Origin of the sequence: Actinocorallia longicatena (genome assembly GCF_039534125.1) — a bacterium.
Lineage (GTDB): Bacteria > Actinomycetota > Actinomycetes > Streptosporangiales > Streptosporangiaceae > Actinocorallia > Actinocorallia longicatena.
The window spans coordinates 294,541-320,963 of the sequence record NZ_BAAAUV010000002.1 but is presented as its reverse complement, the minus strand read 5'-3'; the positions used below and the strand labels follow the sequence as shown (position 1 = coordinate 320,963).

At 70.1% G+C, this 26,423-nt stretch carries 21 protein-coding genes; 12 read left to right on the top strand and 9 right to left on the bottom strand.

Features of this window, described 5'->3' with window-relative positions:
- Positions 1–14: 14 nt before the first annotated feature.
- Entirely contained in the window at positions 15–206 is a 192-nt protein-coding gene (locus tag ABD785_RS04475) for a hypothetical protein (protein WP_344822400.1), read from the bottom strand.
- A 167-nt stretch (positions 207–373) separates the two neighbouring features.
- On the opposite strand from ABD785_RS04475, the gene fxsT reads away from it, so the two are divergent.
- Positions 374–2,893: an FxSxx-COOH system tetratricopeptide repeat protein gene (gene fxsT / locus ABD785_RS04470; RefSeq protein WP_344822398.1), complete on the top strand. Its 2,520-nt coding sequence runs from the start codon at positions 374–376 to the stop codon at positions 2,891–2,893.
- On the opposite strand, the gene ABD785_RS04465 is transcribed toward fxsT, so the two are convergent.
- From ABD785_RS04465 to ABD785_RS04455, 3 genes are all read right to left on the bottom strand, one after another.
- A complete protein-coding gene (locus ABD785_RS04465) occupies positions 2,890–4,116 on the bottom strand; it encodes an FxsB family cyclophane-forming radical SAM/SPASM peptide maturase (protein ID WP_344822396.1) in 1,227 nt (408 codons plus the stop codon). The genes fxsT and ABD785_RS04465 overlap by 4 nt on opposite strands.
- A 101-nt stretch (positions 4,117–4,217) precedes the next feature.
- Entirely contained in the window at positions 4,218–4,724 is a 507-nt protein-coding gene (locus ABD785_RS04460) for a GNAT family N-acetyltransferase (RefSeq protein WP_344822394.1), read from the bottom strand.
- Positions 4,725–5,750, bottom strand: coding sequence for a DUF695 domain-containing protein (locus ABD785_RS04455; protein WP_344822392.1), 1,026 nt, complete (start codon positions 5,748–5,750; stop codon positions 4,725–4,727).
- Positions 5,751–5,813: 63 nt separating this feature from the next.
- On the opposite strand from ABD785_RS04455, the gene mnmA reads away from it, so the two are divergent.
- The gene (gene mnmA / locus ABD785_RS04450; RefSeq protein WP_344822390.1) at positions 5,814–6,887 is read left to right on the top strand and encodes a tRNA 2-thiouridine(34) synthase MnmA; all 1,074 of its coding nucleotides are present in this window, start codon (positions 5,814–5,816) and stop codon (positions 6,885–6,887) included.
- On the opposite strand, the gene ABD785_RS04445 is transcribed toward mnmA, so the two are convergent.
- Both ABD785_RS04445 and ABD785_RS04440 read right to left on the bottom strand, forming a co-directional pair.
- Entirely contained in the window at positions 6,821–7,129 is a 309-nt protein-coding gene (locus tag ABD785_RS04445; protein WP_344822388.1) for a SemiSWEET family sugar transporter, read from the bottom strand. The two genes, mnmA and ABD785_RS04445, sit on opposite strands and share 67 nt — an antisense overlap.
- A gap of 62 nt (positions 7,130–7,191) precedes the next feature.
- The gene (locus tag ABD785_RS04440; RefSeq protein WP_344822386.1) at positions 7,192–7,785 is read right to left on the bottom strand and encodes a hypothetical protein; all 594 of its coding nucleotides are present in this window, start codon (positions 7,783–7,785) and stop codon (positions 7,192–7,194) included.
- A 33-nt stretch (positions 7,786–7,818) separates the two neighbouring features.
- Here ABD785_RS04440 and ABD785_RS04435 point away from each other — a divergent pair, with 33 nt between their 5' ends.
- The 10 genes from ABD785_RS04435 to ilvC all read left to right on the top strand — a co-directional run bounded on the left by ABD785_RS04435 (position 7,819) and on the right by ilvC (position 23,063).
- Positions 7,819–8,808 carry a methionine synthase gene (locus tag ABD785_RS04435; RefSeq protein WP_344822384.1) on the top strand — a complete coding sequence of 330 codons (990 nt, stop codon included), beginning with the start codon at positions 7,819–7,821 and terminating at the stop codon, positions 8,806–8,808.
- Positions 8,809–8,880: 72 nt separating this feature from the next.
- On the top strand, positions 8,881–11,028 hold the full coding sequence (gene ligA, locus ABD785_RS04430) for an NAD-dependent DNA ligase LigA (protein WP_344822383.1): 2,148 nt from the start codon (positions 8,881–8,883) through the stop codon (positions 11,026–11,028).
- Between the two features lie 135 nt (positions 11,029–11,163).
- The gene (locus tag ABD785_RS04425; protein WP_344822381.1) at positions 11,164–13,227 is read left to right on the top strand and encodes a putative bifunctional diguanylate cyclase/phosphodiesterase; all 2,064 of its coding nucleotides are present in this window, start codon (positions 11,164–11,166) and stop codon (positions 13,225–13,227) included.
- Between the two features lie 86 nt (positions 13,228–13,313).
- The gene (gene gatC / locus ABD785_RS04420) at positions 13,314–13,607 is read left to right on the top strand and encodes an Asp-tRNA(Asn)/Glu-tRNA(Gln) amidotransferase subunit GatC (RefSeq protein ID WP_344822379.1); all 294 of its coding nucleotides are present in this window, start codon (positions 13,314–13,316) and stop codon (positions 13,605–13,607) included.
- A complete protein-coding gene (gatA, locus tag ABD785_RS04415; protein WP_344822377.1) occupies positions 13,608–15,095 on the top strand; it encodes an Asp-tRNA(Asn)/Glu-tRNA(Gln) amidotransferase subunit GatA in 1,488 nt (495 codons plus the stop codon).
- On the top strand, positions 15,092–16,588 hold the full coding sequence (gene gatB, locus ABD785_RS04410) for an Asp-tRNA(Asn)/Glu-tRNA(Gln) amidotransferase subunit GatB (RefSeq protein ID WP_344822376.1): 1,497 nt from the start codon (positions 15,092–15,094) through the stop codon (positions 16,586–16,588). Before gatA ends, gatB begins: the two co-directional genes overlap by 4 nt.
- A gap of 351 nt (positions 16,589–16,939) precedes the next feature.
- Positions 16,940–19,543, top strand: a complete 2,604-nt coding sequence (locus ABD785_RS04405; RefSeq protein WP_344822374.1) for a putative bifunctional diguanylate cyclase/phosphodiesterase — start codon at positions 16,940–16,942, stop codon at positions 19,541–19,543.
- Between the two features lie 227 nt (positions 19,544–19,770).
- On the top strand, positions 19,771–21,513 hold the full coding sequence (locus tag ABD785_RS04400) for an acetolactate synthase large subunit (RefSeq protein WP_344822372.1): 1,743 nt from the start codon (positions 19,771–19,773) through the stop codon (positions 21,511–21,513).
- 2 nt (positions 21,514–21,515) lie between these two features.
- Positions 21,516–22,043, top strand: coding sequence for an acetolactate synthase small subunit (gene ilvN, locus ABD785_RS04395; RefSeq protein WP_344822371.1), 528 nt, complete (start codon positions 21,516–21,518; stop codon positions 22,041–22,043).
- A gap of 36 nt (positions 22,044–22,079) precedes the next feature.
- On the top strand, positions 22,080–23,063 hold the full coding sequence (ilvC, locus tag ABD785_RS04390; protein ID WP_344822890.1) for a ketol-acid reductoisomerase: 984 nt from the start codon (positions 22,080–22,082) through the stop codon (positions 23,061–23,063).
- 49 nt (positions 23,064–23,112) lie between these two features.
- Here the strand turns inward: ilvC and ABD785_RS04385 are convergent, their stop codons facing one another.
- From ABD785_RS04385 to ABD785_RS04375, 3 genes are all read right to left on the bottom strand, one after another.
- Positions 23,113–24,447, bottom strand: coding sequence for a hypothetical protein (locus tag ABD785_RS04385; RefSeq protein ID WP_344822369.1), 1,335 nt, complete (start codon positions 24,445–24,447; stop codon positions 23,113–23,115).
- Between the two features lie 377 nt (positions 24,448–24,824).
- Entirely contained in the window at positions 24,825–26,009 is a 1,185-nt protein-coding gene (locus ABD785_RS04380) for an NACHT domain-containing protein (protein WP_344822367.1), read from the bottom strand.
- Between the two features lie 48 nt (positions 26,010–26,057).
- Positions 26,058–26,390 (bottom strand): hypothetical protein, encoded by a 333-nt coding sequence (locus ABD785_RS04375; RefSeq protein ID WP_344822365.1) that lies wholly within the window; start codon positions 26,388–26,390, stop codon positions 26,058–26,060.
- Positions 26,391–26,423 lie beyond the last annotated feature (33 nt).

Below are 26,423 nucleotides of genomic sequence, written 5' to 3'. Positions count from 1 at the left end.
GTGCCTTCCGATTCCTAGCTGTGCTCCCGGAGCGAGGACTTCTTCGCCGGCCCGCCGCAGGTGTTGTCGAACCCGCGGTAGGTGGTGGGAGGCTCGTCTAGAACGGACATCAACATGCAGGTCAGGACGTCGGTGTCCTGAACCTCGAGGTGTGATCTCTCCAGCCCGGAAAGATCGATTCCGGAAGGGAGTGTCGCCTGTGTCATGCGCAGCTCCTGCGTACGAGATTCATGGCTCTTCCGATATTGCCAGACAATGGTGCCGCTGAACAGGGCACTTCCGCGAATGTGTCACATGACCACTTCTTTGAAATGGTGAGGCCCTGGGTAAGCTGGCCCGGGAAAACTTGAAACCGTCGCGAGCGGAGGCCGATATGACACAACCCGCCGAAGGCTTTCGAGACAGGGAGCCCGCCGTTTGGGGAGCAATTCCGCAGCGCAACCGCAACTTCACCGGACGTGACGGCCTGCTCGTCGATCTGCACGACCGGATCTCGAACCGGACGACGGCGGTCCTCCTCCCGCACACACTGCGCGGTTTCGGCGGGGTCGGCAAGAGCCAGACGGCCATCGAGTACGCCTACCGCTACCGGGCCGAGTACGACCTGATCTGGTGGGTCCCGGCCGACCAGGACGTCCTGGTGCGGTCGTCGCTGGCGAACCTCGCCCCCAAGCTGGGGCTGCCCGCGGTGTCGTCGACCGGGACCGGGATCGAGGACACCGCCGCCGCCGTCCTGGACGCCCTGCGCCGCGGCGAGCCGTTCCGCCGCTGGCTCCTGATCTTCGACAACGCGAACGAGCCCGAGGACTTCGCCGAGCTCATCCCGCACGGCCCCGGGCACGTCCTGATCACGTCCAGGAACGTCCGCTGGGAGCAGACCGCCCACACCGTGACGGTCGACGTCTTCCCCCGCGAGGAGAGCATCGACTTCCTCATGCGCCGGGTCCCCTCGATCACCGAGGAGCAGGCGGCCCAGCTCGCCGAGGATCTGGGCGACCTGCCGCTGGCCCTGGAGCAGGCCGGAGCGCTGCAGTCCGAGACCGGCATGACCGTCGACGACTACCGCGAGCTGCTGAAGGACCGGGTCAGCCAGCTGATGAACGAGGGCAAGCCCAACGACTATCCGGCGTCGATGACGGCGGCGTGGGGCCTGTCGGTGTCGAGCCTGACCGACCGGATGCCCGAGGCCGTCGACCTGCTGCGCTGCTGCGCGTTCTTCGGGCCGGAGCCGATCCCGCGCGCGGTCTTCCGCCAGCAGCACCTGCCGGTCGGCCCGCAGCTCGCCGAGATCACCAGCAACCCGATCCGGCTGAGCCGGGCGATCGGCGAGCTCAACCGCTACGCGCTGGCCCGCATCGACAACGACAGCCAGACCATCCAGATCCACCGGCTGGTCCAGGCGCTGCTGCGCGACGAGCTCCCCCCGGACGAGCACGACCGGCTGCGCGCCGAGGTCCACATCCTGCTGGCGGCCTACGCCCCCGAGTCCACGGCGGAGGCGCGGGACAGGGCCAAGTTCCAGAACATCCTCGGCCACATCCGCCCGTCCAGAATCGCCGAGGCGAGGACCCCCGAGGTCAGGGCGCTGATCTTCAAGATCATCGCTTATCTGGCCGAGGTCGGGGACACCGTCTCGGCCCGCACGATGGTCGAGCAGGTGCTGGACCAGTGGCGCAGCGATCTCGGCGAGGACCACGAGGACGTCCTGCTGATGCGGATCGAGTACTCCGACATCCTGCGCGAGCTGGGCCGCTACGAGCAGGCGCGCGAGCACAACCTGCGGACCTACGAGATGGCCGACGCGTGCTTCGGCACCGATCACGTGATCTCCGTACGGGCGCTGCGCGGCAAGGCCGCCGACATGCGGGCGGCGGGCGACTTCGCGAAGGCCAGGGAGTTCGACGAGGACGCCATGCGCCGCTGCGAGCGGATGTACGGCTCCCTCGACGGCCGCAGCCTGCGGACCCTGAACTCCCTCGCCCTCGACGTCGGCCTGAGCGGTGACTACCGGGGCGCCAAGGAGATGCACGAACGCGCCTACATCGGCCACATGCAGGCCGGGTCGAGCCGGATCACCCGGGTCGCGGCCTGGAGCGGCCTGGCCAGGGCGGTCCGCCTGTGCGGGGAGTACGCCGAGGCCAGCGACCTGGGCGACGAGGTCTACTCCTACGTCAAGGCCGAACTGGGGCTCGAGCACAACTGGACGCTGCGCACGGCGAAGGACCTGGCGATCGCCTGGCGCCGGGCGGGCGACGTCGAGCGGGCGCTGGAGCTGGCGTACGAGGTGCACGACCGGTACGTCAAGCGGTTCGACGTCAACCATCCCGACACCCTCGCGGCCGCCATGTGCCTGGCCAACGCCCAGCGGGCGGCCGGCCATCTCAACGACGCCCGGATGCTGGCCGAGGACTCGGTGCGCAAGTACCCCTTCATCTACGGCCCCGACCATCCCTACAACCACGGCTGCGCCGGGAACCTCGCGATCCTGCTGCGGGTCCTGAACGACCCGTCGGCCGCCCGCAAGACCAACGAGGTGGCCCTGCGCGGGCTGCGGGACAAGCTGGGCCCCGACCACCACTATCCCCTGACGGTCGCCGCCAACATGGCCAGCGACCTCGCCGCGCTCGGGGAGTACGAGGAGGCCGCCGAAATCGGCACCGACACCCTGGAGCGGCTGCGCGTTCTCATGGGCGCCGACCACCCGATGGCACTCCTGGCCGCCGCCAACCTCACCTTCGATCTGCGCGAGCTGGGCCGCGCGGACGAGGCCGAGATCCTCGCCGCCGAGGTCACGGCCGGCTACATGCGCACCCTGACCCTCGACCACCCCGACGCCCGGGCCTTCCAGGAGGGCCGCCGCCTCGACGGCGACTTCGACCCCCCTCCCATCTAACTTCTGCCGCGGGTGGTGAAGCCGTCGAGGTCGCTGATCAGGCGGGTGCGGATGTGGTCGATGAACCTGTAGAGGTCGCGGCAGTAGACGGAGGCGTTGCGGAAGCCCGTGCCGGTGCGGTAGCGGTGCGGGTAGAGGCCGCCTCCGCACGTCTCGTGCAGGTCGCAGGTGCGGCAGCCGGTCGCCAGGGCCAGGGTGCCGATCTGGCGGGCGGCGATCGAGGGCAGGTGGAGCGCGGTGTCGAACGGGTCGCGGGAGACGTGGAGGAAGGTCCCCGACGCCCCGTCGAAGGCCGACTTGAGGCTGTCGACCTGCTCGATCTGGCCGTTGGTCTCGATGACGGCCATCGCGACGGGCCCGAGGCCGACGGCCTCGCTGGACGATCCGCGGCCGAGCAGCAGGCGCATGATCTGGCCGGGCAGCCTGACGCTGGTCTCCTGGATCTTCGCGCCGTACCAGCGGTCGAAGACGGCGATCAGCCAGTCGGCGTAGGGCGTCGAGTCGTCGGGGGGACGGCCGGGCGGCGGGTTGTCCCAGTTGCCGTGCGGCAGCAGGAAGTCGACGCCGGGCGGGTTCCACTCCAGGAGCGCCTCGTAGGTGCGGACCGGGTCGTTGGCCAGGTCGATCGTGGCGAGGAAGCCGCTGAACAGATGCTGGTAGCGGGAGCCGGTGAGCTGGTAGAGGCCGGTGCGCACGTCGTCGTAGCTGCCCTCGCCGTCGCGGCGCAGCCGGTGCCGGTCATGGCCCTCGCGGTCGCCGTCCATGCTGACGCCGACCTCGACGCCGAACTCGAGGAACACCTCCAGGAAGAACTCGTTGATCAGGACCGCGTTGGTCTGGAGGCTGAAGTCCACCCGGACGTCGGGCTCGCAGGCCCCGCGGATGGTGGCGAGCGCGAACCGCAGATGGTCGACCCCGGCCAGCAGCGGCTCACCGCCGTGGATGATCACGCTGACCCGGTCGAGGCGGTTGGCCCTGGCGTGCTCGGCGATGCGCCGGGCGACCTGCTCGACGACCGGCCGCGCCATCCTGCGCGGCTGGGCCTTCCAGCCCTGGTCGGCCATCTCGTAGATGTAGCAGTAGTCGCAGCGCAGGTTGCACCGGCTGTGGATCTTGACGATGAACTGGTGGAACGGAGTGGGCCGCCACCCCTGCTCCAGCAGCCGCCGGACGTCGAGTGCCTCCGGCCATTCCGGGATCCGCGTCTGATCGCTCTCGACCACGCGTGACCGCCCCCTGAGACCTGCCCCGGTGCGCGACGCTGCGCCGTATATGAGTTTTATGCGGTATGCGAAGATCGCATGATCGTTAAACCTCGCGCACGTCAGCCGTTTCCGGCGGTGATCGCCCAGCGTTCGTGATCGCGCCAGACGCCGTTGATCCTCAGATAGGCGGGGGAGAGCCCCTCGCACCGGAAGCCGAGCCGCTCGACGAGCCGCTTGGACCGGACGTTCGCCGGCTGGATGTCGGCCTCCAGCCGGTGCAGGCCGAGTTCGCCGAACCCGTAGGCGACGGTCCGCCGCACGGCCTCGGACATGATCCCGCGGGCGTGCCCCGCCTCGAACGCGCCGAAGCCGAGAATGCCGCGTTCCAGGGAGCGCCGGAAGATCTGGTTGATGTTGACGAACCCGACGATCGAGCCGTCCGCCTCGAGGCACACCACGAACCCGACCCCGCCGACCCCGTCGAACCGGGCCAGGTAGTCGGTGAACTGCGCGGGAGTCTCGGGCAGGTAGACCCACGGCTCGAGCAGGCCCGCGCTGGCCACGGCCGCCTTCAGGAACTCCGCCTCGTCACCCGGGCCGACGGGGCGAAGGATGATCGCCGCCACCTAGGGCTGGTACGGCGCGATCGCGCGCCAGCCGGGGTCGGGGACGGCCTCCACCTTGGCGCGGCCCTCGGGCCAGGAGGCGGCGAGCTGGTCCAGCAGGGCCACCGCCGGCGACTCGGCGTCGGCGTAGAGGTGGAAGACCCGGATGCCGTCGCCCGTCTCGGTCAGCGCGAGGACGGCCTGCGCGCCCAGCTCCTCGAGCTGCCCCTGGACGGCCTTCAGCGCCGAGGAGGACGGCTCGACCGGCAGCCTGTCGGGGTTGCTGCTGGCGTAGGGGAGCGTCAGGGAGATGTGGGTGTCGCACAGGGGGAAGTCCTGCCGGTGCAACGGGTACTTGACCGCGATGCGGGCGGGATGTCCTCGGGGGGTGCGGCCTTCGCCCGTCAGCCACGCCCCCTCCTTAAAAGGTTCGGCGACCTGTTCGACCACCGAGGCGAGCAGGTTCGGCGGGAGCGCGTCGATGGGCGGCTCGATGGCGATGGTCACCTCCCCGATCCACCGGGCGACGTCGTCCTCGCCGAGGGACCAGTCCAGCACGTGGAAGGCCACCTGGAGCTGGGTCTGCTCGTCGACGAACAGGAAGTCGGGGTGGTAGGCGGAGATGTGGATCCGCGAGCGCTGGCGGTCGACGCGCATGCCGAGCTTGACGTAGGTGAGGTCGAACTCGTGGTCGGCCAGCGAGAGCTTCTGGTCGAGCATCTCCGGGTCGCCTTGGCGGGCGCCGTAGAAGGCCCACTCCTGGCGCCTGGGCGCGGCCTTGCGCCAGCGCTCGGCGATCCCGCGGAGCTCGGCGATGCCGCCGCCCGTCACCGTGAAGGAGGGCTTCTGGGCGTCGATCTCCCACAGCAGATCGGGGTGGATCTTGTGGATCAGCCTGCTGATCGCCTCGTGCAGCTCGGTGTCCAGGGCGTCGTCGGACGCCTCGATCCGCTCGCGGAGCTGGGGCCACTGCTCCCAGAACTCGCTGATGGCGGCCCCGGCAGGGGAGGTGTCGCGTCGCTTGAAGATGCCCATATCGCCGTTCATGCTACGACCTCGAGACGGCGTCCGGGATAACGGCTTGCCGTTCGCGAATATCCTGGACCCACTATGACTCTACGCGTGCTCGCCGCCATGTCCGGCGGCGTCGACTCAGCCGTCGCCGCGGCCCGGGTGGCCGAGGCGGGCCACGACGTGACCGGCGTCCACATGGCGCTGTCGGCCAACCCGCAGTCCTACCGGACGGGGGCGCGCGGCTGCTGCACCGTCGAGGACTCCCGCGACGCCCGCCGCGCCGCCGACGTGATCGGCATCCCCTTCTACGTCTGGGATCTGGCCGAGCGGTTCGACGCCGACGTCGTCCAGGACTTCGTGGCCGAGTACGCGGCGGGCCGCACCCCCAACCCGTGCCTGCGCTGCAATGAGAAGATCAAGTTCGCGGCGCTGCTCGACAGGGCCCTGGCGCTGGGCTTCGACGCCGTCTGCACCGGCCACTACGCCCAGGTCGGCGACGGGATCCTCAGCCGCGGCGTCGACGAGGGCAAGGACCAGTCCTACGTGCTGGCGGTCTGCTCGCGCGAGCAGCTCCGCCACGCGATCTTCCCGCTCGGCGACACGACCAAGGCCGACATCCGGCTCGAGGCGGAGCGGCGCGGGCTCCAGGTCGCCGACAAGCCCGACTCCCACGACATCTGCTTCATCGCCGACGGCGACACCCGGGCGTTCCTGCGCGGGCGCCTCGGCTCGGCCGAGGGCGACATCGTGGAGGCCGACGGCACCGTCGTCGGCCGGCACGAGGGCGCGCACGGGTTCACGATCGGTCAGCGCAAGGGGCTGCGGATCGGCACCCCGGCCCCCGACGGCAAGCCCCGGTACGTGCTCGACATCTCACCGGTGAACAACACCGTCACCGTGGGGCCGCGCGAGGCGCTGAACGTCGACGAGATCATCGCCGAGCGTCCCGTCGGGTTCGAGCGGGACCTTCCGGCCCGCTGCTCCGTGCAGCTGCGGGCCCACGGCGAGGTGTACCCCTGCACCGCCGTCCTGGACGGCGACCGGCTCACGATCGTGCTCGGCCGGCCGGCCCAGGGCGTCGCGGCGGGGCAGGCGGCGGTGCTCTACGACGGCGACACGGTGCTCGGTTCGGCGACCATCGCCTCCTCGTCGCTCCTCACGAGCGCCTGAGGCTCGGTCGCCTTGATCAGCGCGATGGACAGCAGGAAGAGGAAGGTGAGGGCGTTCGCGACGACGATCGCGACGTCCCCGCTGCCGAGCCCGTAGGCGAGCCAGGCGCCCACTCCGGCGATGAGCAGGGTCAGGTAGGTCCAGGAGAAGTCCTCGGTGGACCTTGTCCGCCAGGATCGCCGCAGCTGCGGCAGCCAGCATCCGGTGGTCAGCGCTCCAGCCAGCAGGCCGAGTTCAGTCATGACACTCCGTAGTGGTCAACGGCCCTCGGGGTGGCGGGACCGTTCCAAGACAGTAACCCGCGTCACTTGCGGATTTCCGGAGAAGTCCGGATACGGCCGGGAGAACTCTGGGTGACGGGACGGCGGCTGAGTTCCAGCGCCTGCTCGATGACGTCCAGGAGGCGGTCGGTGAGGGTGTCGTCGGCGACGGGCCGGGCGGACTGGAAACCGGCCGAGATGATCAGCCCCTTGTCCACCACGGCCATGGTCCTGGTCTTCGGGTCGTAGATCGAGCCGTCGCCGAGGCCGATCACGGCACCGCGCTCGTCGGAGACCCCGCCGATCTGCTCCCAGAGGTCGAATCCGGTCTTGCGGTCGTACCGCTCCTGGTAGGAGACGATCACCGAGACCGAGACGCCCGGCGCGGTCCTGCCGTGCCCGCCCTTCGCGCGCCGGCCCTTCTCCCGGTGGACGCCGCTGAACCTGGCGCCGAACCGGCCGTCACCGGGGGCCGCCGCGCAGGAGTCGACCTTCGCGGTGAGCGCGGAGGCGACCTTCATCTCGCGGCACAGATCGGGCCGCGGGACGCTGCGCAGGGTCAGCGGATCGGGCGGGTCGTACCCGCCGCAAGCCGCCGTCATCAGAAGACAGGCGGCGGCCAACCATCGCCTACGCATGGCGCGCAGGATAAGGCACGGCATGATGGATGTGTGAGTTTTCCCTGGCCTGAAGCGAGCGCGACCGGCATCGGGTCCTACCCGGGGACCGACGCGGCCGAGATTTTCAAGATCGTCCTTGGCGAGATCCCGCTGCCCCACCTGCCCGAACTCCCCGACCGGGGGCCCGGCGCCGACATGATCGGACGCAGCGCGGCCATGCTGGTGGAGATGCCCGTCCGGCTGGAGCCGTCCGGGTGGCGGATCGGCGACCGTCCGGGGCTCGACCTGCGGCGGGCGCACGACTTCATGAAGTACGACCTCGACCTGGTGGAGCAGCTCGCCCCGGTGGGCCCGTTCAAGCTCCAGGTCTGCGGGCCGTGGACCCTGGCCGCCTCGATCGAGCTGCCCAATGGCACCCGGATGCTGCGGGACGCCGGAGCGGTCCGCGATCTGATCGAGTCGCTGGCCGAGGGCGTCAAGGAACACGTGGCCGAGGTGCGGCGCCGCGCCCCCGGCGCCGAGATCATCCTCCAGGTCGACGAGCCGGGGCTGCCCGCCGTGCTGGCCGGGCGGGTGCCGACGGCCAGCGGGTTCCGCACCCTGCGCTCGGTGGCGGCCCCGGTCGCCGCCGAGGGGCTCAGGACGGTGCTGGAGGCGTCCGGGGCGTTCCCGGTCGTGCACTGCTGTGCGGGCGACGTCCCCTTCAAGGTCATGCTCGACGCCGGGGCCAAGGCCCTGTCGGTGGAGATCTCGGCCGTCCCCGAGCGCAGGGACGAGATCATCGGCGAGGCGATCGAGTCCGGGATCGGGTTCCTCTTCGGCGTCGTGCCCGGCACCGACGCCCGGCTGCCCCAGCCCGCCGCGACCGTCGCGCCCGTCCGGGCGCTGTGGCGGCGGCTCGGCTTCCCGCCCGGGAGCCTCGGCTCCCAGGTCGTCGTGACGCCCTCCTGCGGGATGGCGGGCGCTTCTTCGGCCTATGTCCGACGTGCCCTCGAGACATGCAGGAAAGCGGCGACGACGCTGGTCGACACCCCCGAGTAGCCCCGGCAGAGTGTCACTGCCAGGCGCGAGAATGGATCGTGCAAGCAGGGGAACGACGCGGAGGTTGTGGCGATGGGCGAGGCGGCGGCGGAACGGCACGCGGAGCTTTCCCGGGAGCTGGAGGAGGCGAACTACCGGTACTACGTCCTCGACCAGCCGACCCTCAGCGACATCGACTACGACACCCGGATGCGGGAGCTGCTGGAGCTGGAGGAGGCCTTTCCCGAGCTGGTGACCCCGGATTCGCCGAGCCAGAAGGTCGGCGCGGCGATCACCACGGACTTCGCCTCCGTCCAGCACCTGGAGCGGATGCAGAGCCTCGACAACGCGATGGACTTCGACGAGCTCACCACCTGGTGCGAGCGGCTGGAGGCGGGCGTCGAGATCGGCGACTACCTCTGCGAGCTCAAGATCGACGGTCTGGCGATCGCCCTCACCTACGAGAAGGGCCACCTGGTCAGGGGCGTCACCCGCGGAGACGGCGTCACCGGCGAGGACGTCACCAACAACGTGCGCACCATGCCGTCCGTGCCGACCAGGCTCACCGGCGACTTCCCCGACCTCGTCGAGGTCAGGGGCGAGGTGTTCATGCCGGTCGAGGTCTTCGTCAAGCTGAACGAGACCCGCAGGGAGGCGGGGGAGGAGCCCTTCCGCAACCCCCGCAACACCGCGGCCGGCGCCCTGCGGCAGAAGGACCCGAGGATCACCGCCCAGCGGCCGCTCACGATGATCTGCCACGGCTTCGGCGCCTGGCAGGGCGGGCCCGCCGTGCCCGGCACCCAGTCCGAGATCTACGAGCTGTTCGCCTCCTGGGGCCTGCCGATCTCCGACCGCTTCAAGGTCGTCCCCGACCTCGCCGCCGTGAAGGAGTTCATCTCCTACTACGGCGAGCACCGGCACGACCCGGCGTACGAGATCGACGGCATGGTCATCAAGATCAACTCACTGTCGGTGCAGCGGCGGCTCGGCTCGACCAGCCGCGCGCCCCGCTGGGCGATCGCGTTCAAGTACCCGCCGGAGGAGGTCCGCACCAAGCTGATCGACATCAAGGTCGGCGTCGGCCGCACCGGCCGGGTCACCCCGTGGGGACTCATGGAGCCGGTCTCGGTGGCCGGATCGACGGTCGAGCGCTCCACCCTGCACAACGCCTTCGAGGTCGCCCGCAAGGGGGTCAAGATCGGCGACACGGTCGTGCTGCGCAAGGCGGGCGACGTCATCCCCGAGATCGTCGGCCCGGTCGTGGAGCTGCGCGACGGCTCCGAGCGCGACTTCGTGATGCCCGCCGAGTGTCCCGAGTGCCAGACCCCGCTCGCCTACGCCAAGGAGGGCGACAAGGACATCCGCTGCCCGAACAGCGTCGCCTGCCCGGGGCAGATCCGCGAGCGGATCTATTTCGTCGGCCGCAGGAACGTCCTGGACATCGAGGCGCTGGGCTATGTCGGCGCCACCGCGCTCACCCAGCCGCTGGAGCCGGACGACGCCCCGGTCAGGGACGAGGGAGATCTCTTCCGGCTCACCGTCGACCAGCTGCTGCCGATCAAGAGCCTGGTCCTCGACCAGGACTCCGGTGTGCCGAAGATCGACCCCAAGACCGGTGAGATGAAGGTCGTCACCTTCTTCGCCAACATCAACGGCACCCCGAAGAAGACCGTCGAGGTGCTGTTCGAGGAGCTGGAGAAGGCCAAGCGGAAGCCCCTGTGGCGGCTGCTGGTCGCGCTGTCGATCCGGCATGTGGGCCCGCGCGCCGCCCAGGACCTGGCCAGGTCGCTCCGCTCCTTCGACCGGATCTTCTCGGCCACCGAGGAGGAGCTGACGGCCGTCGAGGGCGTCGGCCCGACCATCGCCAGGTCGATCACCGACTGGTGGCAGGTGGAGTGGCACCGCGAGATCATCCGCAAGTGGCGCGAGGACGGCGTCCGGATGGAGGAGGACGGCGCCGACGACGGGCCCCGCCCGCTGGAGGGGCTGACCATCGTGGTGACGGGCTCACTGGAGGCCTACTCGCGGGACTCGGCCAAGGAGGCCATCCAGAGGCTGGGCGGCAAGGCGTCCGGATCGGTGTCGAAGAAGACCTCCTTCGTGGTCGCCGGCGAGAACGCGGGATCCAAGCACGAGAAGGCCGTCCAGCTCGGGGTGCCGATCCTGGACGAGGCCGGCTTCGGGATCCTTCTGACGCAGGGGCCGGAAGCGGCCAAAGAAGTAACCCTCAGCGAGGAGTGACGGGTTTTTCGGGTGGGAAGAGATGAGTCCGCCTCGCAAATCCCCCCAGCAGGTAGGTTTTCGTGCGATAGGGCATGTAACACACCGTGCCCGACTGGTTTCGCAAAGCTGTCCGAAAGCCTTACAGTCCTCAATGTGAAGGACCCGAACAACACCAGGGACACCCTGCCTCGCGCCGGGTCACCGCTGTGGTGGTACGTCACAGCGGTGACAGGGGTCGGTCTCACCGTGCTGGTCGCGGCGCTGATGCGGCTGAGCCCGGCCGACGTGCGGGCCGCGGTGACCGATCCGCGGTTCTGGATGCTGGGCCTCTTCGTCGTCTTCGGAGAGATGCGGCCGATCATCACCCCGGGCAGCAACGAGAACAACAGCGCGACCACCTCCACGACCTTCACCTTCGCCGCCCTGCTCTACGCGGGGCTCCCGGTGGCGCTGGTCCTGCACGGGGCGGGGGTGGTGCTGGCCGGGCTGCTGCACCGCCGCTCCCCGCACCGGATCACCTTCAACGTCGCCCAGTTCAGCCTGGCGCTGGCCGCCGCCACCGGGGTCCTGTGGGTGTTCGGGATCCACGCCTCGCCGACCGGCCTCTGGGTGCCGTCGGGGCAGGGGCTCGTGGCCGTCATGCTGTCGGGGACGGTGTACTTCCTGCTCAACGACACCCTCGTGGGCGGGGCGATCGCGCTGCACGAGCGGATCTCGCTGGCCCGGGTGCTCCGCGCCGATCTCGGTTACCAGATCCTCGTCCATCTGGCGCTGATCGGGCTCGCCCCGATCGTCGTGGTGGCCATGGACCGGTCCCCGGCATTCGTTCCGCTGATCGTCCTGCCCTTCACCGCCGTTTACCTCACCGCGTCGGCCTCGGTGCGGCGCGAGCACCAGGCCTTGCACGACGGACTGACCGGCCTCCCGAACCGCAAGCTGCTCATCCTGCGGTCGGAGGAGGCGCTGCTGTCGGCGCGGCTGCGCGAGTCGCGCGGCGACCCCGCCCAGCGGGTCGGGCTGTTCCTCATAGACCTCGACCGGTTCAAGGAGGTCAACGACACCCTCGGCCACCCGACCGGCGACCGGCTGCTCCAGATCATCGCCCACCGCCTCACCCACAGCGTCCGTCCCGGCGACCTCGTGGCCCGGCTCGGCGGGGACGAGTTCGCGGTGCTGCTGCCGACCGTCCGGGACGTCCACGCGGCTCGGGAGGTCGCGGTGCGGCTGCGGGCGGCGCTCAGCGAGCCGGTCCGGCTCGACGGGATGACCTTCGACCTCGAGGGCAGCGTGGGGATCGCGCTCAGCCCCGACCACGCGCCCGACTTCGAGCTGCTGCTCCAGCGCGCCGACGTGGCGATGTACGTGGCCAAGGAGGGCCGGTCGGGCGTCGAGATCTACTCACCGGCCGCCGACCGCAACTCCCCGGCCCGGCTGGGCCTGCTGGGCGACCTGCGCCGCGGCATCGACCGGCGCGAGCTCGAACTGCACTACCAGCCGAAGATCGAACTGTCCGGCGGGGCGCTCGTCGGGATGGAGGGGCTGCTGCGCTGGCGGCATCCCGACCGGGGGCTGATCGGGCCCGAGGAGTTCCTGCCGCTGGCCGAGCAGACCTACCTGATGAAGTCGATCACCCACTACGTGGTGCGCGAGGCCCTGGCCCAGGCGCACGCCTGGTGGCGGGACGGGCTGCGCGTCCAGGTCTGCGTCAACGTCTCGGGCCGCGACCTGCTCGACGGCCAGCTCGCCGAGACGATCACCGCCGAGCTGATGGAGCGGAGCCTGCCGTCCGCCGCGTTCGGGCTGGAGATCACCGAGCGGATCCTGATGAACGAGTCCGCCTACGCCTCGGAGACCGTCAAGGCGCTGGCCGGGCTGGGCATCCCGCTCAGCCTGGACGACTTCGGCACCGGCTACTCCTCGCTGATCAGGCTCAAGCGCCTCCCCGTCGAGGAGGTCAAGATCGACGCCTCGTTCGTGCGGCGGCTCACCGAGTCGGGCGACGACGTGGTCATCGTCAGGTCGATCGTCGATCTGGTCCGCACGCTGGGGCTGCGGTCGGTCGCGGAGGGCGTCGAGGACGCCAGGACCGCCCGGATCCTGCGCGACATGCGCTGCGACGTCGCCCAGGGCTGGCACTTCGGCCGTCCCATGGACTCCGCGGCGGCCACCGAATGGGTCCGCGGCAGGCTGCGGCGGGCACCGGAACCCGCGGCGTGACACCGGGTTAATCGAGTCGGGCGTTCCGTCCGCTGGCCATAGGATGGAGGCCAACCCAACCGATCTTCTTTCGAAACGGTCTTCCTATGTCCATCACCCGTGACGAGGTCGCGCACCTCGCCCGGCTGTCCCGGCTGGCGCTCGGTGAAGATGAGCTCGATCACTTCGCCGCCCAGCTCGACGCGATCGTGTCCGCGGTGGCGCGGGTGCAGGAGGTCGCGGCGGACGACATCCCGCCGACCACCCACGCCCTTCCGATCACCAACGTCTTCCGGCCCGACCAGGTGCAGCCGTCGCTGACCAACGCCGAGGCGCTGTCCGGCGCACCGGCCGCCGAGGACGAGCGCTTCCGGGTGCCGCGGATCCTGGAGGAGGACTAGATGATCTTCAAGACCGCCGCCGAGCTGGCAACGCTCATCGCGGAGAAGGAGGTCTCGGCCGTCGAGGTCGCCACGGCGCACCTGGACCGCATCGAGGCCGTCGAGGGCAAGGTCAACGCGTTCCTGCACGTCGGCCGCGAGACCGCGCTGGCGCAGGCCGCCGCCGTCGACGCGAAGATCGCCGCGGGGGAGGAGCTCGGGCCGCTCGCGGGCGTCCCGATCGCGCACAAGGACGTGTTCACCACCAGGGACATGCCCACCACCTGCGCGTCCAAGATCCTCGAAGGCTGGCGCCCGCCGTACGACGCGACCGTCACCACGCGGCTGCGCGAGGCCGGGCTCGTCATCCTGGGCAAGACCAACATGGACGAGTTCGCGATGGGCTCCTCCACCGAGAACAGCGCGTTCGGCGTCACCCACAACCCGTGGGACCTGACCCGCATCCCCGGCGGCTCCTCGGGCGGTTCCTCCGCGGCGGTCGCCGCGTTCGAGGCCCCACTGGCCACCGGCACCGACACCGGCGGCTCGATCCGCCAGCCCGCCGCGGTCACCGGCCTGGTCGGCATGAAGCCCACCTACGGCGGCTCCTCGCGGTACGGCCTGGTCGCCTTCGCCTCCTCGCTCGACACCCCCGGGCCGTTCGCCCGCAACGTCCTCGACGCGGCCCTGCTGCACGAGGCGTTCTCCGGCCACGACCCGCGCGACTCCACCTCGATCGACGCCCCCGTCCCCGGGGTCGTCGAGGCCGCCCGCCAGGCCGACGTGGCCGGGATGCGGATCGGCGTCGTCAAGGAGTTCACCTCCGGCGACGGCTACCAGGCCGGCGTCCTGGCCCGCTTCAACGAGACCGTCGAGCTGCTGGAGTCCCTCGGCGCGAAGGTCGTCGAGATCTCCTGCGCCGCGTTCTCCTACGCGCTGCCCTCGTACTACCTGATCGCCCCGTCCGAGGCGTCCTCGAACCTGGCCCGCTTCGACGCCATGCGCTACGGCCTGCGCGTCGGCGACGACGGGAACCACTCGGCCGAGGAGGTCATGGCCCTCACCCGCGCCGCCGGGTTCGGAGCCGAGGTCAAGCGCCGCATCATCCTCGGCACCTACGCCCTGTCCTCGGGCTACTACGACGCCTACTACGGCAAGGCCCAGCAGGTCCGCACCCTGATCGCCCGCGACTTCGACGCCGCGTTCGAGCAGGTCGACGTGCTGATCTCGCCGACCACGCCGACCACGGCCTTCCCGATCGGGGAGCGCGCCGACGACCCGATGGCGATGTACCTGGCCGACCTGTGCACCATCCCGTCGAACATGGCGGGCAACGCGGCCATCTCCGTCCCCTGCGGCCTCGCCGACGAGGACGGCCTCCCGGTCGGTTTCCAGATCATGGCCCCGACCCTCGCCGACGACCGCTGCTACCGCGTCGGAGCGGCCGTCGAGAAGGCCCTCGAGGACCGCTGGGGCGGCCCGCTGCTCGGAAAGGCTCCCGCGCTGTGACCACTCTCGTTCCTTTCGCGACGGCTCTCGAGAAGTACGCGCCGGTCCTCGGCATCGAGACCCACATCGAGCTCGGCACCGCCTCGAAGATGTTCTGCGGCTGCTCCACCGCGTTCGGCGGCGCCCCCAACACCCACGTGTGCCCGGTCTGCCTCGGCCTGCCCGGCGCGCTGCCGGTCGTCAACGCCAACGCCATCGAGTACGCGATCAGGATCGGCCTCGCGCTGAACTGCTCGATCGCCGAGTGGTGCCGGTTCGCCCGGAAGAACTACTTCTACCCGGACATGCCGAAGGACTTCCAGATCTCGCAGTACGACGAGCCGATCTGCTTCGACGGCTACCTGGACGTCGAGGTCGAGGGCGAGACCTACCGCATCGAGATCGAGCGGGCCCACCTGGAGGAGGACACCGGCAAGTCGACCCACGTGGGCGGCGCCACCGGCCGCATCCACGGCGCGGACCACTCGCTGGTCGACTACAACCGGGCCGGCATCCCGCTGATCGAGATCGTCACCAAGCCGATCGAGGCCACCGGGGAGAAGGCGCCGCTCGTCGCGAAGGCCTATGCCACCGAGCTCCGCGAGCTCGTCCGGGCCCTCGGCGCCTCCGACGTCCGCATGGAGGAGGGCTCCATGCGCTGCGACGTCAACGTGTCGCTGATGCTGAAGGACGCCTCCGAGTGGGGCACCCGCACCGAGACCAAGAACGTCAACTCGCTGCGGTCGGTCGAGCGGTCGGTCCGGTACGAGATCGAGCGCCAGGCCGGGGTGCTCGACGAGGGCGGCAAGATCGTCCAGGAGACGCGGCACTTCCAGGAGGGCCCCGGCACGACGCTGTCCGGGCGCTCCAAGGAGGAGGCGCAGGACTACCGGTACTTCCCCGAGCCCGACCTGGTGCCCGTCGCCCCGTCGCGCGAGTGGGTGGAGGAGATCCGCGCCACCCTGCCGGAGCTGCCCGCCGCGCGGCGCGTCCGGATCATGAAGGCCTGGTCCCTGTCGGACGAGGAGTTCCGCGACGTCGTCAACGCCGGGGCCCTCGACCTGATCGAGGAGACCATCGCCGCCGGGGCCTCGCCGGCCGCGGCCCGCAAGTGGTGGATGAACGAGCTGTCCCGCACGGCGACCGCCCAGGACGTCGAGCTGGCCGCTCTGCCGATCACCGCGGAGCAGGTCGCCAGGATCCAGGCGCTCGTGGACGCCGGAGACCTCAACGACAAGCTCGCCCGCAAGGTGTTCGAGGGCGTCCTGGCGGGGGAGGGCGGCCCGGACGAGGTCGTCGCCGCCCGCGGTCTCAAGGTCGTCTCCGACGACGGCGCCCTGATCGCGATCGTCGACCAGGTCCTCGCCGAGAACGAGGACGCCGCGCAGAAGGTCCGCGACGGCAAGGTCGCGGCGGCGGGCGCGCTCGTCGGCGCCGTGATGAAGGCCAGCCGTGGCCAGGCCGATGCCGGCAGGGCCCGCCAGATCATCCTGGAAAGGCTCGGCCAGGGCTGAGCATGTTCCGCCCGTTCCACAGAGGGGATGCGTCCTGTTCAGGGCGCATCCCCTTCTCATTCCGTTCTCAGAACGCGATGACAACTGTGTAATCCTCGGCACGTACTGCACTGTAGGGATTACGTCGCGTGAGAGTTTGTCGCCGGATGGGCACTGTCCCTCAATCGCTCCGTGACCTACGGAACGTACATTGTGGTGCACGGGAGACCCGACCGCAGGTCACGCGGAGCCACCCGGGCGGCGGGGTCCTCACGGCCACGCCGCTCGTCAGGATCAGGAGCAGAGTTGATGAACGGCGAGCCGAGCTCGCGCCGTCTACCGGCGCAAACGCTCCCTCTTGCCGTCGTCGTCATGCTCGGCGGGCTCTATGCGATCGGTGCCGTCCTCGGCTGGACGAGCGAGTGGGCGGCGGCCGGAGCCGGCGCGGCAGCGGCTGTCAGTTTGTTCTACGCCGGTTACCGAGGGTCACGTCCGAGCGGTCTGGGGCCGGAGTCCTGGCGCTGGTTCGGGATCGCCGCGGCCTGCCTGAGCGCCGCCGCGGTCACCAACGCGGTGACGGAGATCGTTCTCAGCAAGGCCATCGCCTCGCTCTCCCTCGGCGACCTCTTCTACGCGGCGGCGATCGTCGCGATGTCGGCCGGCTTCGTCGTGCCCACCCGGCTGCCGCGGCGGCCCCGGCAGTGGCTGAGGTACGCCGCCGACACCTACGTCTGCGGGGCGGCGCTGTTCGTCCTCGGCTGGGACGCGATCTTCGGCAGGCTCTTCCACGCCTCCGACGAGACCCCGCTCCAGTTCCTCACCGAGCTCCTGCGCCCGCTGCTCGACATCGGGCTCGTCTGCGCCCTGCTGCCCTTCCTGATCGGCGCGGCTCGGCGGCAGCGTCCCACGGCGGCCGTCGCCTACCTGGCGCTGCTCCTGCTGACCGCGGGCGACGTGCTGATCACCATCGGGCGCCTGGACGGCTCGGACGGCAACGTCGGCGACGTCGCCAGGTTCGCCGGGCTCGTCCTGCTGGGCGCGGCGCCCTGGCTGGGCGGGACCTCCCGGCGCGGCGAGATGCGCGGCAAGCTGGTCGGGCCCGGGTTCGCGCCCGCGCTGCTGGCCGGGGCCTCGGCCGTCTTCGTCGCCGGGCACTCGCTGACCGGCGGCAAGCGGATCGAGCCCGTCGTGCTGGTCGTCGTCGGATCGGCGCTGCTGGTGCTGATCGCCCGGCTCACCGACCTGCTGCGCGAGAACGACCGCCTCCGGCTGGAGGTGCGCTCGGGCGACGAGCACTTCAGGACCCTGGCCGAGTCGATCGACGACCTGGTGATGATCTGCGACGAGTCGGGCCTGGTGCACTACGTCAGCGGCGGCTCGCACTGGACCGACGTCCTCGACGACGTCCTCGGCCGGGACCTGCACGGCTTCCTGAACCCCGAGGACCTGCCGGTCGTCGAGGGGGCCCTGACGGAGTTCAAGGACGGCGTCGACGAGACCATCCGGATCTCCTGCCGGCTGCGCACCACCGACGGCACCTGGCTGCCGACCGAGTCGACCTTCTCCCGCTACGCGCCCGGACGGCTGCTGATCACCACCCGGGACCTCAGCGAGGAGGCCGCGCTCAAGCGCCAGGTCACCCATCTGACCTTCCACGACGGCCTGACCGGCCTGCCGAACCGCTCCTACTTCGAGGAGCGCACCCGGCAGGTCCTGTCACGGCGCGACCCCGTCTGCGCCGTGGTCTTCGTCGACCTCGACGGCTTCACGGCCGTCAACGACTCCGCCGGCCACGCCGCGGGCGACCAGGTGCTGGCCCAGGCCGCGCGGCGGCTGCGGGGGGCGGTCCAGCCCGGCGACACCGTCGCCCGGTGGGGCGGCGACGAGTTCTCCGTCCTGGTCGAGACCGCGGCCGACGCCCAGACCGTCGTGGACCTCGGTGAGCGCATCCTGCGGGTGCTGTCGTCGGAGCCCTACCGGGTGGGCGAGCGGGGCCTGGTCCTGACGGCCAGCGTCGGCATCGCCTTCGCCGACCAGGAGCTGATCGAGTCCGTCGACGCCCACAGCGCCGACTCCGCCTCCCTGATCCGCAACGGCGACCTGGCCATGGCCAGGGCCAAGGAGCTCGGCGGCGGACGGGTCGAGGTGTTCGTCACCCACATGCACGCCGACGTCATGCGCCGTCTCGAACTCGGCAGCGACCTGTCCAGGGCCATGGCCGAGGGAGAGTTCACCGTCGAGTACCAGCCGGTCACCGAGCTCGACACCGGGCGGGTCACCGGGGTCGAGGCGCTGCTCAGATGGCGCAGGGACGGCGTCCAGGTGCCGCCGGAGGAGTTCATCGGCGCCGCCGAGGAATCGGGGCTGATGATCCCGCTCGGCGCGTGGATCCTGCGCGAGGCCTGCCGGCACGTCTCCGACTGGCGCCTGAGCGGCTGGGACATCGGCCTGTCGGTGAACTTCACCGCCCGGCAGATCGCCGCGCCGCGCTTCAGTGAGACCGTCGCGGCCATCCTCACCGAGACGGGCCTCCCGCCGAGCAGGCTCACCCTCGAGGTGAAGGAGGAGGTGCTCGTCGAGCACCTCCAGGGCGAGGAGCAGCATCTCGTCAGCCTGTCGGCGCTCCGTGATCTCGGGGTGCGGCTGGCGATCGACGACTTCGGGACGGGCTACGCCTCGCTGGCCTATCTGGGCCAGCTTCCCGTCGACATCATCAAGATCGATCCCTCGTTCGTGTCCGGTCTCGGCGCCGACGAGACCAGGACCCTGCTCACCCGGACGATCGTCCGCCTCGGCGCCGAACTCGGCCTGACCGTGGTCGCGGAGGGGATCGAGCGCGAGGAGCAGCTCTCGGCGCTGCGCGAGATGGGCTGCCCGCGGGGCCAGGGCTACTTCGTGGCCCGCCCGATGTCGCCCTCGCGGATCCTGTCCGAGGTCAAGCCCGCGACCGTTCCGTTGCAGGTTCCGGCCACCTGAGCTGCATATATCTCATACTGTGAGACATCTGCAACATGGATTTGACCTGAGGGTGCCGAACAGGCGAAGCTAGGGACGTGCAGAACAGCAACATCATTCTCGTAGTACTTGGTCGGCGCGCAGCCTAGACCCGGTACTCATTGGCTTGCGCGCTCCCCTCGACCGCCTGAACAGGCGCGGGGGGTTTTTTGTTGCCACGCCCACGCCCCTCCATAAGGAAGAAGCACATGACCGAGCAGATGACCGGAGCCCAGGCACTGGTCCGCGCGCTGGAGAACGTCGGGGTCGACACCGTCTTCGGGATCCCGGGCGGGGCGATCCTCCCGGCCTACGACCCGCTCTACGACTCGCAGAAGCTGCGCCACATCCTGGTGCGCCACGAGCAGGGCGCGGGGCACGCGGCTCAGGGGTACGCGCAGGCCACGGGCAAGGTCGGCGTCTGCATGGCGACGTCGGGGCCGGGTGCGACCAACCTCGTCACGCCCATCGCCGACGCCTACATGGACTCGGTGCCGATCGTCGCGATCACCGGGCAGGTGGCCTCGGGGTTCATCGGGACCGACGCCTTCCAGGAAGCCGACATCTCCGGCATCACGCTGCCGATCACCAAGCACAACTTCCTCGTGACCCGGGCCGAGGACATCGCCCGGACGATCGTCGAGGCCTTCCACATCGCGGGCACCGGGCGTCCCGGGCCGGTCCTGGTCGACATCGCCAAGGACGCGCTCCAGAGCAAGTGCGAGTTCGTGTGGGGCGAGGACATGCGGCTGCCGGGCTACCGGCCCGTCACCCGTCCGCACTCCAAGCAGGTTCGCGAGGCAGCGAAGCTGATCGTCGAGTCCAAGCGGCCCGTCCTGTACGTCGGCGGCGGCGTCCTCAAGGCCGGCGCCTCGGCCGAGCTCAAGGTCCTGGCCGAGCTGACCGGCGCGCCCGTCGTCGGCACGCTGATGTCGAAGGGCGCCTTCCCCGACAGCCACCCGCAGCACATGGGCATGCCGGGCATGCACGGCACCGTCGGCGCGGTCGGCGCGCTGCAGAAGGCCGACCTGCTCGTCGCGCTGGGCGCTCGGTTCGACGACCGCGTCACCGGGCGGCTCGACACGTTCGCGCCGCACGCCAAGGTCGTCCACGCCGACATCGACCCCGCCGAGATCTCCAAGAACCGGCACGCGGACGTCCCGATCGTCGGCGACGCCCGCGAGGTCATCGCCGACCTGATCGTCGCCATCCAGGCCGAGCACGCCGCGGGCCGCACCGGCGACTACACGGCCTGGTGGAAGCAGCTCGAGGAGTGGAAGACCACCTACTCCCTCGGCTACGACGAGCCGCCGAACGGCGAGCTGTCCCCGCAGTACGTCATCGAGCGGCTCGGCCAGATCGTCGGCCCGGACGCCCTGTACTGCGCGGGCGTCGGCCAGCACCAGATGTGGGCGGCGCAGTTCATCAAGTACGAGAACCCCGCCACCTTCCTCAACTCGGGCGGCGCGGGCACGATGGGCTACGCGATCCCGGCGGCGATGGGCGCCAAGACCGGCGCGCCCGGCAAGACCGTCTGGGCGATCGACGGCGACGGCTGCTTCCAGATGACCAACCAGGAGCTCGCCACCTGCGCGATCGAGGGCATCCCGATCAAGGTCGCGCTGATCAACAACGGTAACCTGGGCATGGTCCGGCAGTGGCAGACCCTCTTCTATGACGGCCGCTACTCCAACACCAACCTCAACAGCCGGCGGATCCCCGACTTCGTGAAGCTCGCGGACGCCTACGGCTGCGAGGGCATCCGGGTCGAGAGCGCCGACGAGGTCGACGCCGCGATCCAGAAGGCCATGGAGATCAACGACCGTCCGGTCGTCATCGACTTCGTCGTCCACAACGACGCCATGGTCTGGCCGATGGTCGCCGCAGGCGCCAGCAACGACGACATCAAGTACGCCCGCGACATCGCGCCGAACTGGGAGCTCGAGGACTAGAAATGTCCCTTCACACACTTTCCGTTCTCGTCGAGAACAAGCCCGGTGTCCTGGCCCGCATCTCGGGGCTGTTCTCGCGGCGCGGCTTCAACATCGACTCCCTGGCCGTCGGGCCGACCGAGCACCCGGAGATCTCGCGGATGACGATCGTCGTCAACGTGGATCAGCTTCCGCTGGAGCAGGTCACCAAGCAGCTGAACAAGCTGATCAACGTTCTGAAGATCGTCGAGCTCGACTCCTCGGCCTCGATCCAGCGCGAGCTCGCGCTGATCAAGGTCGGGACGGGCGCGGAGACCCGGTCGCAGGTGCTGGAGATCGTCCAGATGTTCCGCGCGAAGGTCGTCGACGTCGCCACCGACGCCGTCACCATCGAGGCCACCGGCAACCGGGACAAGCTCGAGGCCCTGTACAGGTGCCTTGAACCGTTCGGAATCAAGGAACTGGTCCAGTCGGGTATGGTCGCCGTCGGACGCGGCTCCCGCTCGATCACCGACCGCTCGCTGCGTGCGCTCGAATCGCGCAGCGCGTAACCCATCTAGAAAGGTACAGCCCCACTCATGGCTGAGATGTTCTACGACAACGACGCTGACCTGAGCCTCATCCAGGGCCGTCACGTCGCGGTGATCGGCTACGGCTCGCAGGGTCACGCGCACGCGCTCTCGCTGCGCGACTCCGGTGTCGACGTGCGCGTCGGCCTGCCCGAGGGTTCCAAGACCCGCGCCAAGGTCGAGGCCGACGGCCTCCGCGTCGTCACCCCCCGCGAGGCGGCCGAAGAGGCCGACCTCATCATGATCCTCGCGCCGGACCACCTCCAGAAGTCGATCTACGAGAACGACATCAAGGACGCTCTCGTCGAGGGCGACGCCCTGTTCTTCGGCCACGGCCTGAACATCCGCTTCGGCCTCATCGAGCCGCCCGCGGGCGTCGACGTCTGCATGGTCGCCCCGAAGGGCCCGGGCCACCTGGTCCGCCGCCAGTTCGAGGCCGGCCGCGGCGTCCCCGTCATCGTGGCGGTCGAGAAGGACGAGACCGGCGGCGCCTGGCCGCTGGCCCTGTCCTACGCCAAGGGCATCGGCGGCCTGCGCGCCGGCGGCATCAAGACCACCTTCACCGAGGAGACCGAGACCGACCTGTTCGGTGAGCAGGCCGTCCTGTGCGGTGGCACCGCCGAGCTGATCAAGACCGGCTTCGAGGTCCTGGTCGAGGCCGGCTACCAGCCCGAGGTCGCCTACTTCGAGTGCCTCCACGAGCTCAAGCTGATCGTCGACCTCATCTACGAGGGCGGCATCCAGAAGATGTACTGGTCGGTCTCCGACACCGCCGAGTTCGGTGGCTACACCCGCGGCCCGCGCATCATCACCTCGGACACCAAGGCCGAGATGAAGAAGATCCTGGCCGAGATCCAGTCCGGCCAGTTCGCCAAGGAACTCGTCGAGGAGTTCAACTCCGGCCAGACCAACCACCTCAAGTACCGCGAGGACCTCGGCGGCCACCCCATCGAGGTCGTCGGCTCCAAGCTCCGCCCCATGTTCTCCTGGCTGAACGACTAGCCACCGCTCCACCCCACGGCCCGTGCCACCGGCACGGGCCGTTCGCTTCTCACCGGACGCGCAGCCGCTCCTCCAGCCGTCCCAGCTCGTCGCAGAAGTCGGGATTGGACCGCCATGCGGTGAGGTCGTCGTCACCGAGCGACCCGATGAGCGCGGGCGGAAGGAGGGAGGCCGCGGCGTCCGGATCGTTGAGGAGGGTCACGAAGGATCGGATGCCCGCCCGGTCCAGCTCGTAGAGATGCAGGTCCCTGCGCAGGCGCATACGGCGGAGGAAGGCCGTCGCCTCCTCGGGACGGCGGAGGCCCGACAGGACCTGGAGGAGACTGCCCGGATCCTCCCTGCGGACGGATTCGACGGCCCGGAGGACGCGCCGGTGCCCCCTGTAGGTCTGCACGCCACGGAACACCACGCGAACGGGAATGGCGAGGAGACGGAAGACGAGAAAGGCGCCGATGAGGCTGCCGGCCACGACGAGGACGGTTTCGAGGGGGACCCACGAAGGCGTCGCGGTCGCGGCCAGGCCCAGGAGGACCAGGACGCCCATGCCCGCGGCGCCCGATGCCGCGAAGAAGGCGATGTTCCTGATCGCCCTCAGGAGCAGACTGCGGAAAGACGCCTCGAAAAGGCCGCGTATCCGCAGGACGGCCAGCCCGGTCCACAGGTAGGTGATGAGGCCGTTGAGGACGACGAGGCAGCTCATCGCCGTCGCGGCGGAACCTGCGGTGGACGCGGGCAGAGGGGAGGCGCCCTCGCTGACCTTGTCGAAGACGACGACGTTGACGATGAGCAGGTTGAACATCACCAGGAATCCCCCGACGACGATCGTGGTGATGATCGGGGGATTGAAGGGCCTGTTCTTCCTGAAGGACTGGCCGAAGATCTGGTGGAGGAGATGGTTGCCCGCGGTCTTGGGCGGCAGGGCCGCTGACATCGTGACGCCGAGAAGGTACAGCGGGGTCAGGAGATAGAGGGCGGCGAGCGCGGTCAGCAGGCCGAGACCTGGCTCCGCAGGAAGGAAGGTCGCGACCTGTGTCAGGCTCGCCGCCAGTGTGATCCAGGGGGCGCGGGCCAGGACTCTTCTGAGCCGCACGTAACGGCCTTCCTCATCCAGCCGCCGGAGTTCGGTCTCGACGAGATCCCTGTCCAGGGCTCCCGTCCGCCCGAACGTGAGGAGGATCAGGAGCTCCCTGATCGCCTCGTCGGCCCCCTCCGGCAGCTCCACGGAGAGGGCGCACTCCCGCAGGGCGGTGATCCTCAGCCAGTTGCCGGAACCGGTGAACGCCGCCTCGACGTAGGTGATGCGGTCTGTCTCCGGAAGGAGGGGCAGGCAGTCCAGGCAGAACTTGCGGTCGCTGACGGTGCCGTTCCGCCACGCGTTCTCCACCAGCCTCGCGACGATCCCGCCCAGCTCGTCGCCCGGATGCGCCTGGCTCGTCCCGTAGGCCGAGATGAGGGTCTCCAGGCAGTGGACCGCGGCGGGGCTCCAGGCGAAGGGCGCGTCCGCGCTAGCCGCCGTCTCGTCCCCGAGGACGCTTCTGAGGGCGTCCTGGAGGGGGAGGGCCGTCTCCGGAGCACCGACCTGGAGGACCGCGACGGCCGTCTCCCGCCAGCGCCCGTCGGTGGCGAGGGTCCGCGGCGACAGGGCCTCCGGATGCCCGGAGACGTGACGGGTGACGAAGTACTCCTGGACGCGGCGGTGGCTAAACGACAGCCGCCATCCCGAGTCCCGGGAGGGGGAGCGGAGCAGAAGCCCCGAACTCGTCAGCGCGGGGCGGAGTTCGTCCGGAACGGCGGGATCGGCCGCGAACAGCGCCTCGAAATCGGGCTCGGGGATCGACAGGCCGCTGTCGGTGAGATGGAAGGCGAACCGGGCCAGGAAGTCCTCGAGGACGGCACGGCGGCGGCGTCCTGCGCCTCGACCGTCGCGGACAGGCGCTGCTCGGCGAAGGAGGCGTAGAGCTCACTCGGCCGGTCGGGGAGCAGGCCGGTGCGGCGGACATGGGCGGCCATGAGGGAGAGGGCCAGAGGATTGCGGAGCTCGGCGGCGAAGCCCCGCCGGGGATCGGTGAGAAGTGGGCGCAACCGGCCGATCCGCTCCTGGGGGAGCCCCTGGCGGACGAGGAAGGCGCTCTGCTCGTCCGGGGACATCCCGAGCAGGTGGAGCCGGCTCCAGTCGGCGGCTGGCGGGCCCTTGTACTCGCGGGCGGCCACGACACACCGGGCGCCGCCACCGCCGACGAGGGCGATGACGGCGGCCACGTAGGGGCGGACGGCGGCGTCGACCGTGGCGCTGCCGAGAACCGCGGGGATCTCGTCGAAGGAGTCGAGCAGCAGGATGACGGAGCCGTTGCGCAGGTCGGCGGCGAAGTCGCGGGCGAAGTAGCCGGTCAGTTCGGGCGCGGCGCCGGGATTGACCTGCTCGGCGATGTACTGCTCCAGAACCCTGCTGTTGATCTCCTTGGGGCCGGTGGTGAGATCCCGGAGGTTCACGTAGATGGGCAGCGGGACCCGGTGGCTGCCGGACCGGGCGATCTCGTCCAGGACGTCGCGGGCGTACAGCCGGAGGGCGAGGCTCTTGCCCGTGCCGGGCCCGCCCTGCAGCAGCGTGAGATCCGTGGTGCGCCGGGACAGGGCCTCGCTCAGCGGGCGCATCGTGTAGCGCTTCCGGAGCCGGAGGCGCTTGCGCCGCCCGTGGTCGCGGTCCAGGTCGTCGACGAGGACGGTCAGATCGATGGCGGTCCCGGCGAGCTCGGCGAGCTCGGAATGCCGATGGGTCAGCGACCGGACGAGGTGTTTCGCGAGGCTTCTGCGGTCCCTGCGGCGTCCGGCGGAGGCCCGGGGCCGCTGAGGAGGCTGATGGACGTCGATATGGACGGTCCCGGCGTTGATGACGGATTCGGCCGTCCACCCCGGCTGCTCGAACCGGCCCTCATGCCGTTCGGACATCGCGGCTCCCGGCGGGCGTCAGGCGATCGGGCGTGAAGTGATCGGGTGTCAGGTGATGTGGTGGCCGGCCCATTCGGCGGCTGTCTCCAGGGTGCGGGCGAGTTCCACGGCCGAGGTCGAAGCGCTGTTCAGAGTGCGGAGGCGGCCGGCGATGCGGGTGAGGCGGCCGGGGGTCTCGGCTTCGGGGGCGTCCTCGCCGGGGAACTCCTCGTCGAGGGAGGCCAGGTCCTCGGCGGGGACGTCCTCCAGGCCGCCGACCCGGGTGCGGAGGTCGGCGATGAGCGCGGCGAGGTCGGCGTGGGTGCTCTGGGCGGTGAGGACGAGATCGCCGTTCACGTTGTAGACGTTGGTCACCGTCCAGCCCTGCTGGTGGAACGCCATGAGGACTCCTTCGGGGTCGGCCTCGGGTTAGAC

What these genes read in the sequence shown, in the direction of transcription:
- ABD785_RS04475 (WP_344822400.1), bottom strand. Translation starts at nt 206, where the DNA reads ATGACACAGGCGACACTCCCTTCCGGAATCGATCTTTCCGGGCTGGAG.
- fxsT (WP_344822398.1), top strand. Translation starts at nt 374, where the DNA reads ATGACACAACCCGCCGAAGGCTTTCGAGACAGGGAGCCCGCCGTTTGG.
- ABD785_RS04455 (WP_344822392.1), bottom strand. Translation starts at nt 5,750, where the DNA reads ATGAACGGCGATATGGGCATCTTCAAGCGACGCGACACCTCCCCTGCC.
- mnmA (WP_344822390.1), top strand. Translation starts at nt 5,814, where the DNA reads ATGACTCTACGCGTGCTCGCCGCCATGTCCGGCGGCGTCGACTCAGCC.
- ABD785_RS04445 (WP_344822388.1), bottom strand. Translation starts at nt 7,129, where the DNA reads ATGACTGAACTCGGCCTGCTGGCTGGAGCGCTGACCACCGGATGCTGG.
- ABD785_RS04440 (WP_344822386.1), bottom strand. Translation starts at nt 7,785, where the DNA reads ATGCGTAGGCGATGGTTGGCCGCCGCCTGTCTTCTGATGACGGCGGCT.
- ligA (WP_344822383.1), top strand. Translation starts at nt 8,881, where the DNA reads ATGGGCGAGGCGGCGGCGGAACGGCACGCGGAGCTTTCCCGGGAGCTG.
- gatC (WP_344822379.1), top strand. Translation starts at nt 13,314, where the DNA reads ATGTCCATCACCCGTGACGAGGTCGCGCACCTCGCCCGGCTGTCCCGG.
- gatA (WP_344822377.1), top strand. Translation starts at nt 13,608, where the DNA reads ATGATCTTCAAGACCGCCGCCGAGCTGGCAACGCTCATCGCGGAGAAG.
- ABD785_RS04405 (WP_344822374.1), top strand. Translation starts at nt 16,940, where the DNA reads ATGCTCGGCGGGCTCTATGCGATCGGTGCCGTCCTCGGCTGGACGAGC.
- ABD785_RS04400 (WP_344822372.1), top strand. Translation starts at nt 19,771, where the DNA reads ATGACCGAGCAGATGACCGGAGCCCAGGCACTGGTCCGCGCGCTGGAG.
- ilvN (WP_344822371.1), top strand. Translation starts at nt 21,516, where the DNA reads ATGTCCCTTCACACACTTTCCGTTCTCGTCGAGAACAAGCCCGGTGTC.
- ilvC (WP_344822890.1), top strand. Translation starts at nt 22,080, where the DNA reads ATGTTCTACGACAACGACGCTGACCTGAGCCTCATCCAGGGCCGTCAC.
- ABD785_RS04380 (WP_344822367.1), bottom strand. Translation starts at nt 26,009, where the DNA reads ATGTCCGAACGGCATGAGGGCCGGTTCGAGCAGCCGGGGTGGACGGCC.
- ABD785_RS04375 (WP_344822365.1), bottom strand. Translation starts at nt 26,390, where the DNA reads ATGGCGTTCCACCAGCAGGGCTGGACGGTGACCAACGTCTACAACGTG.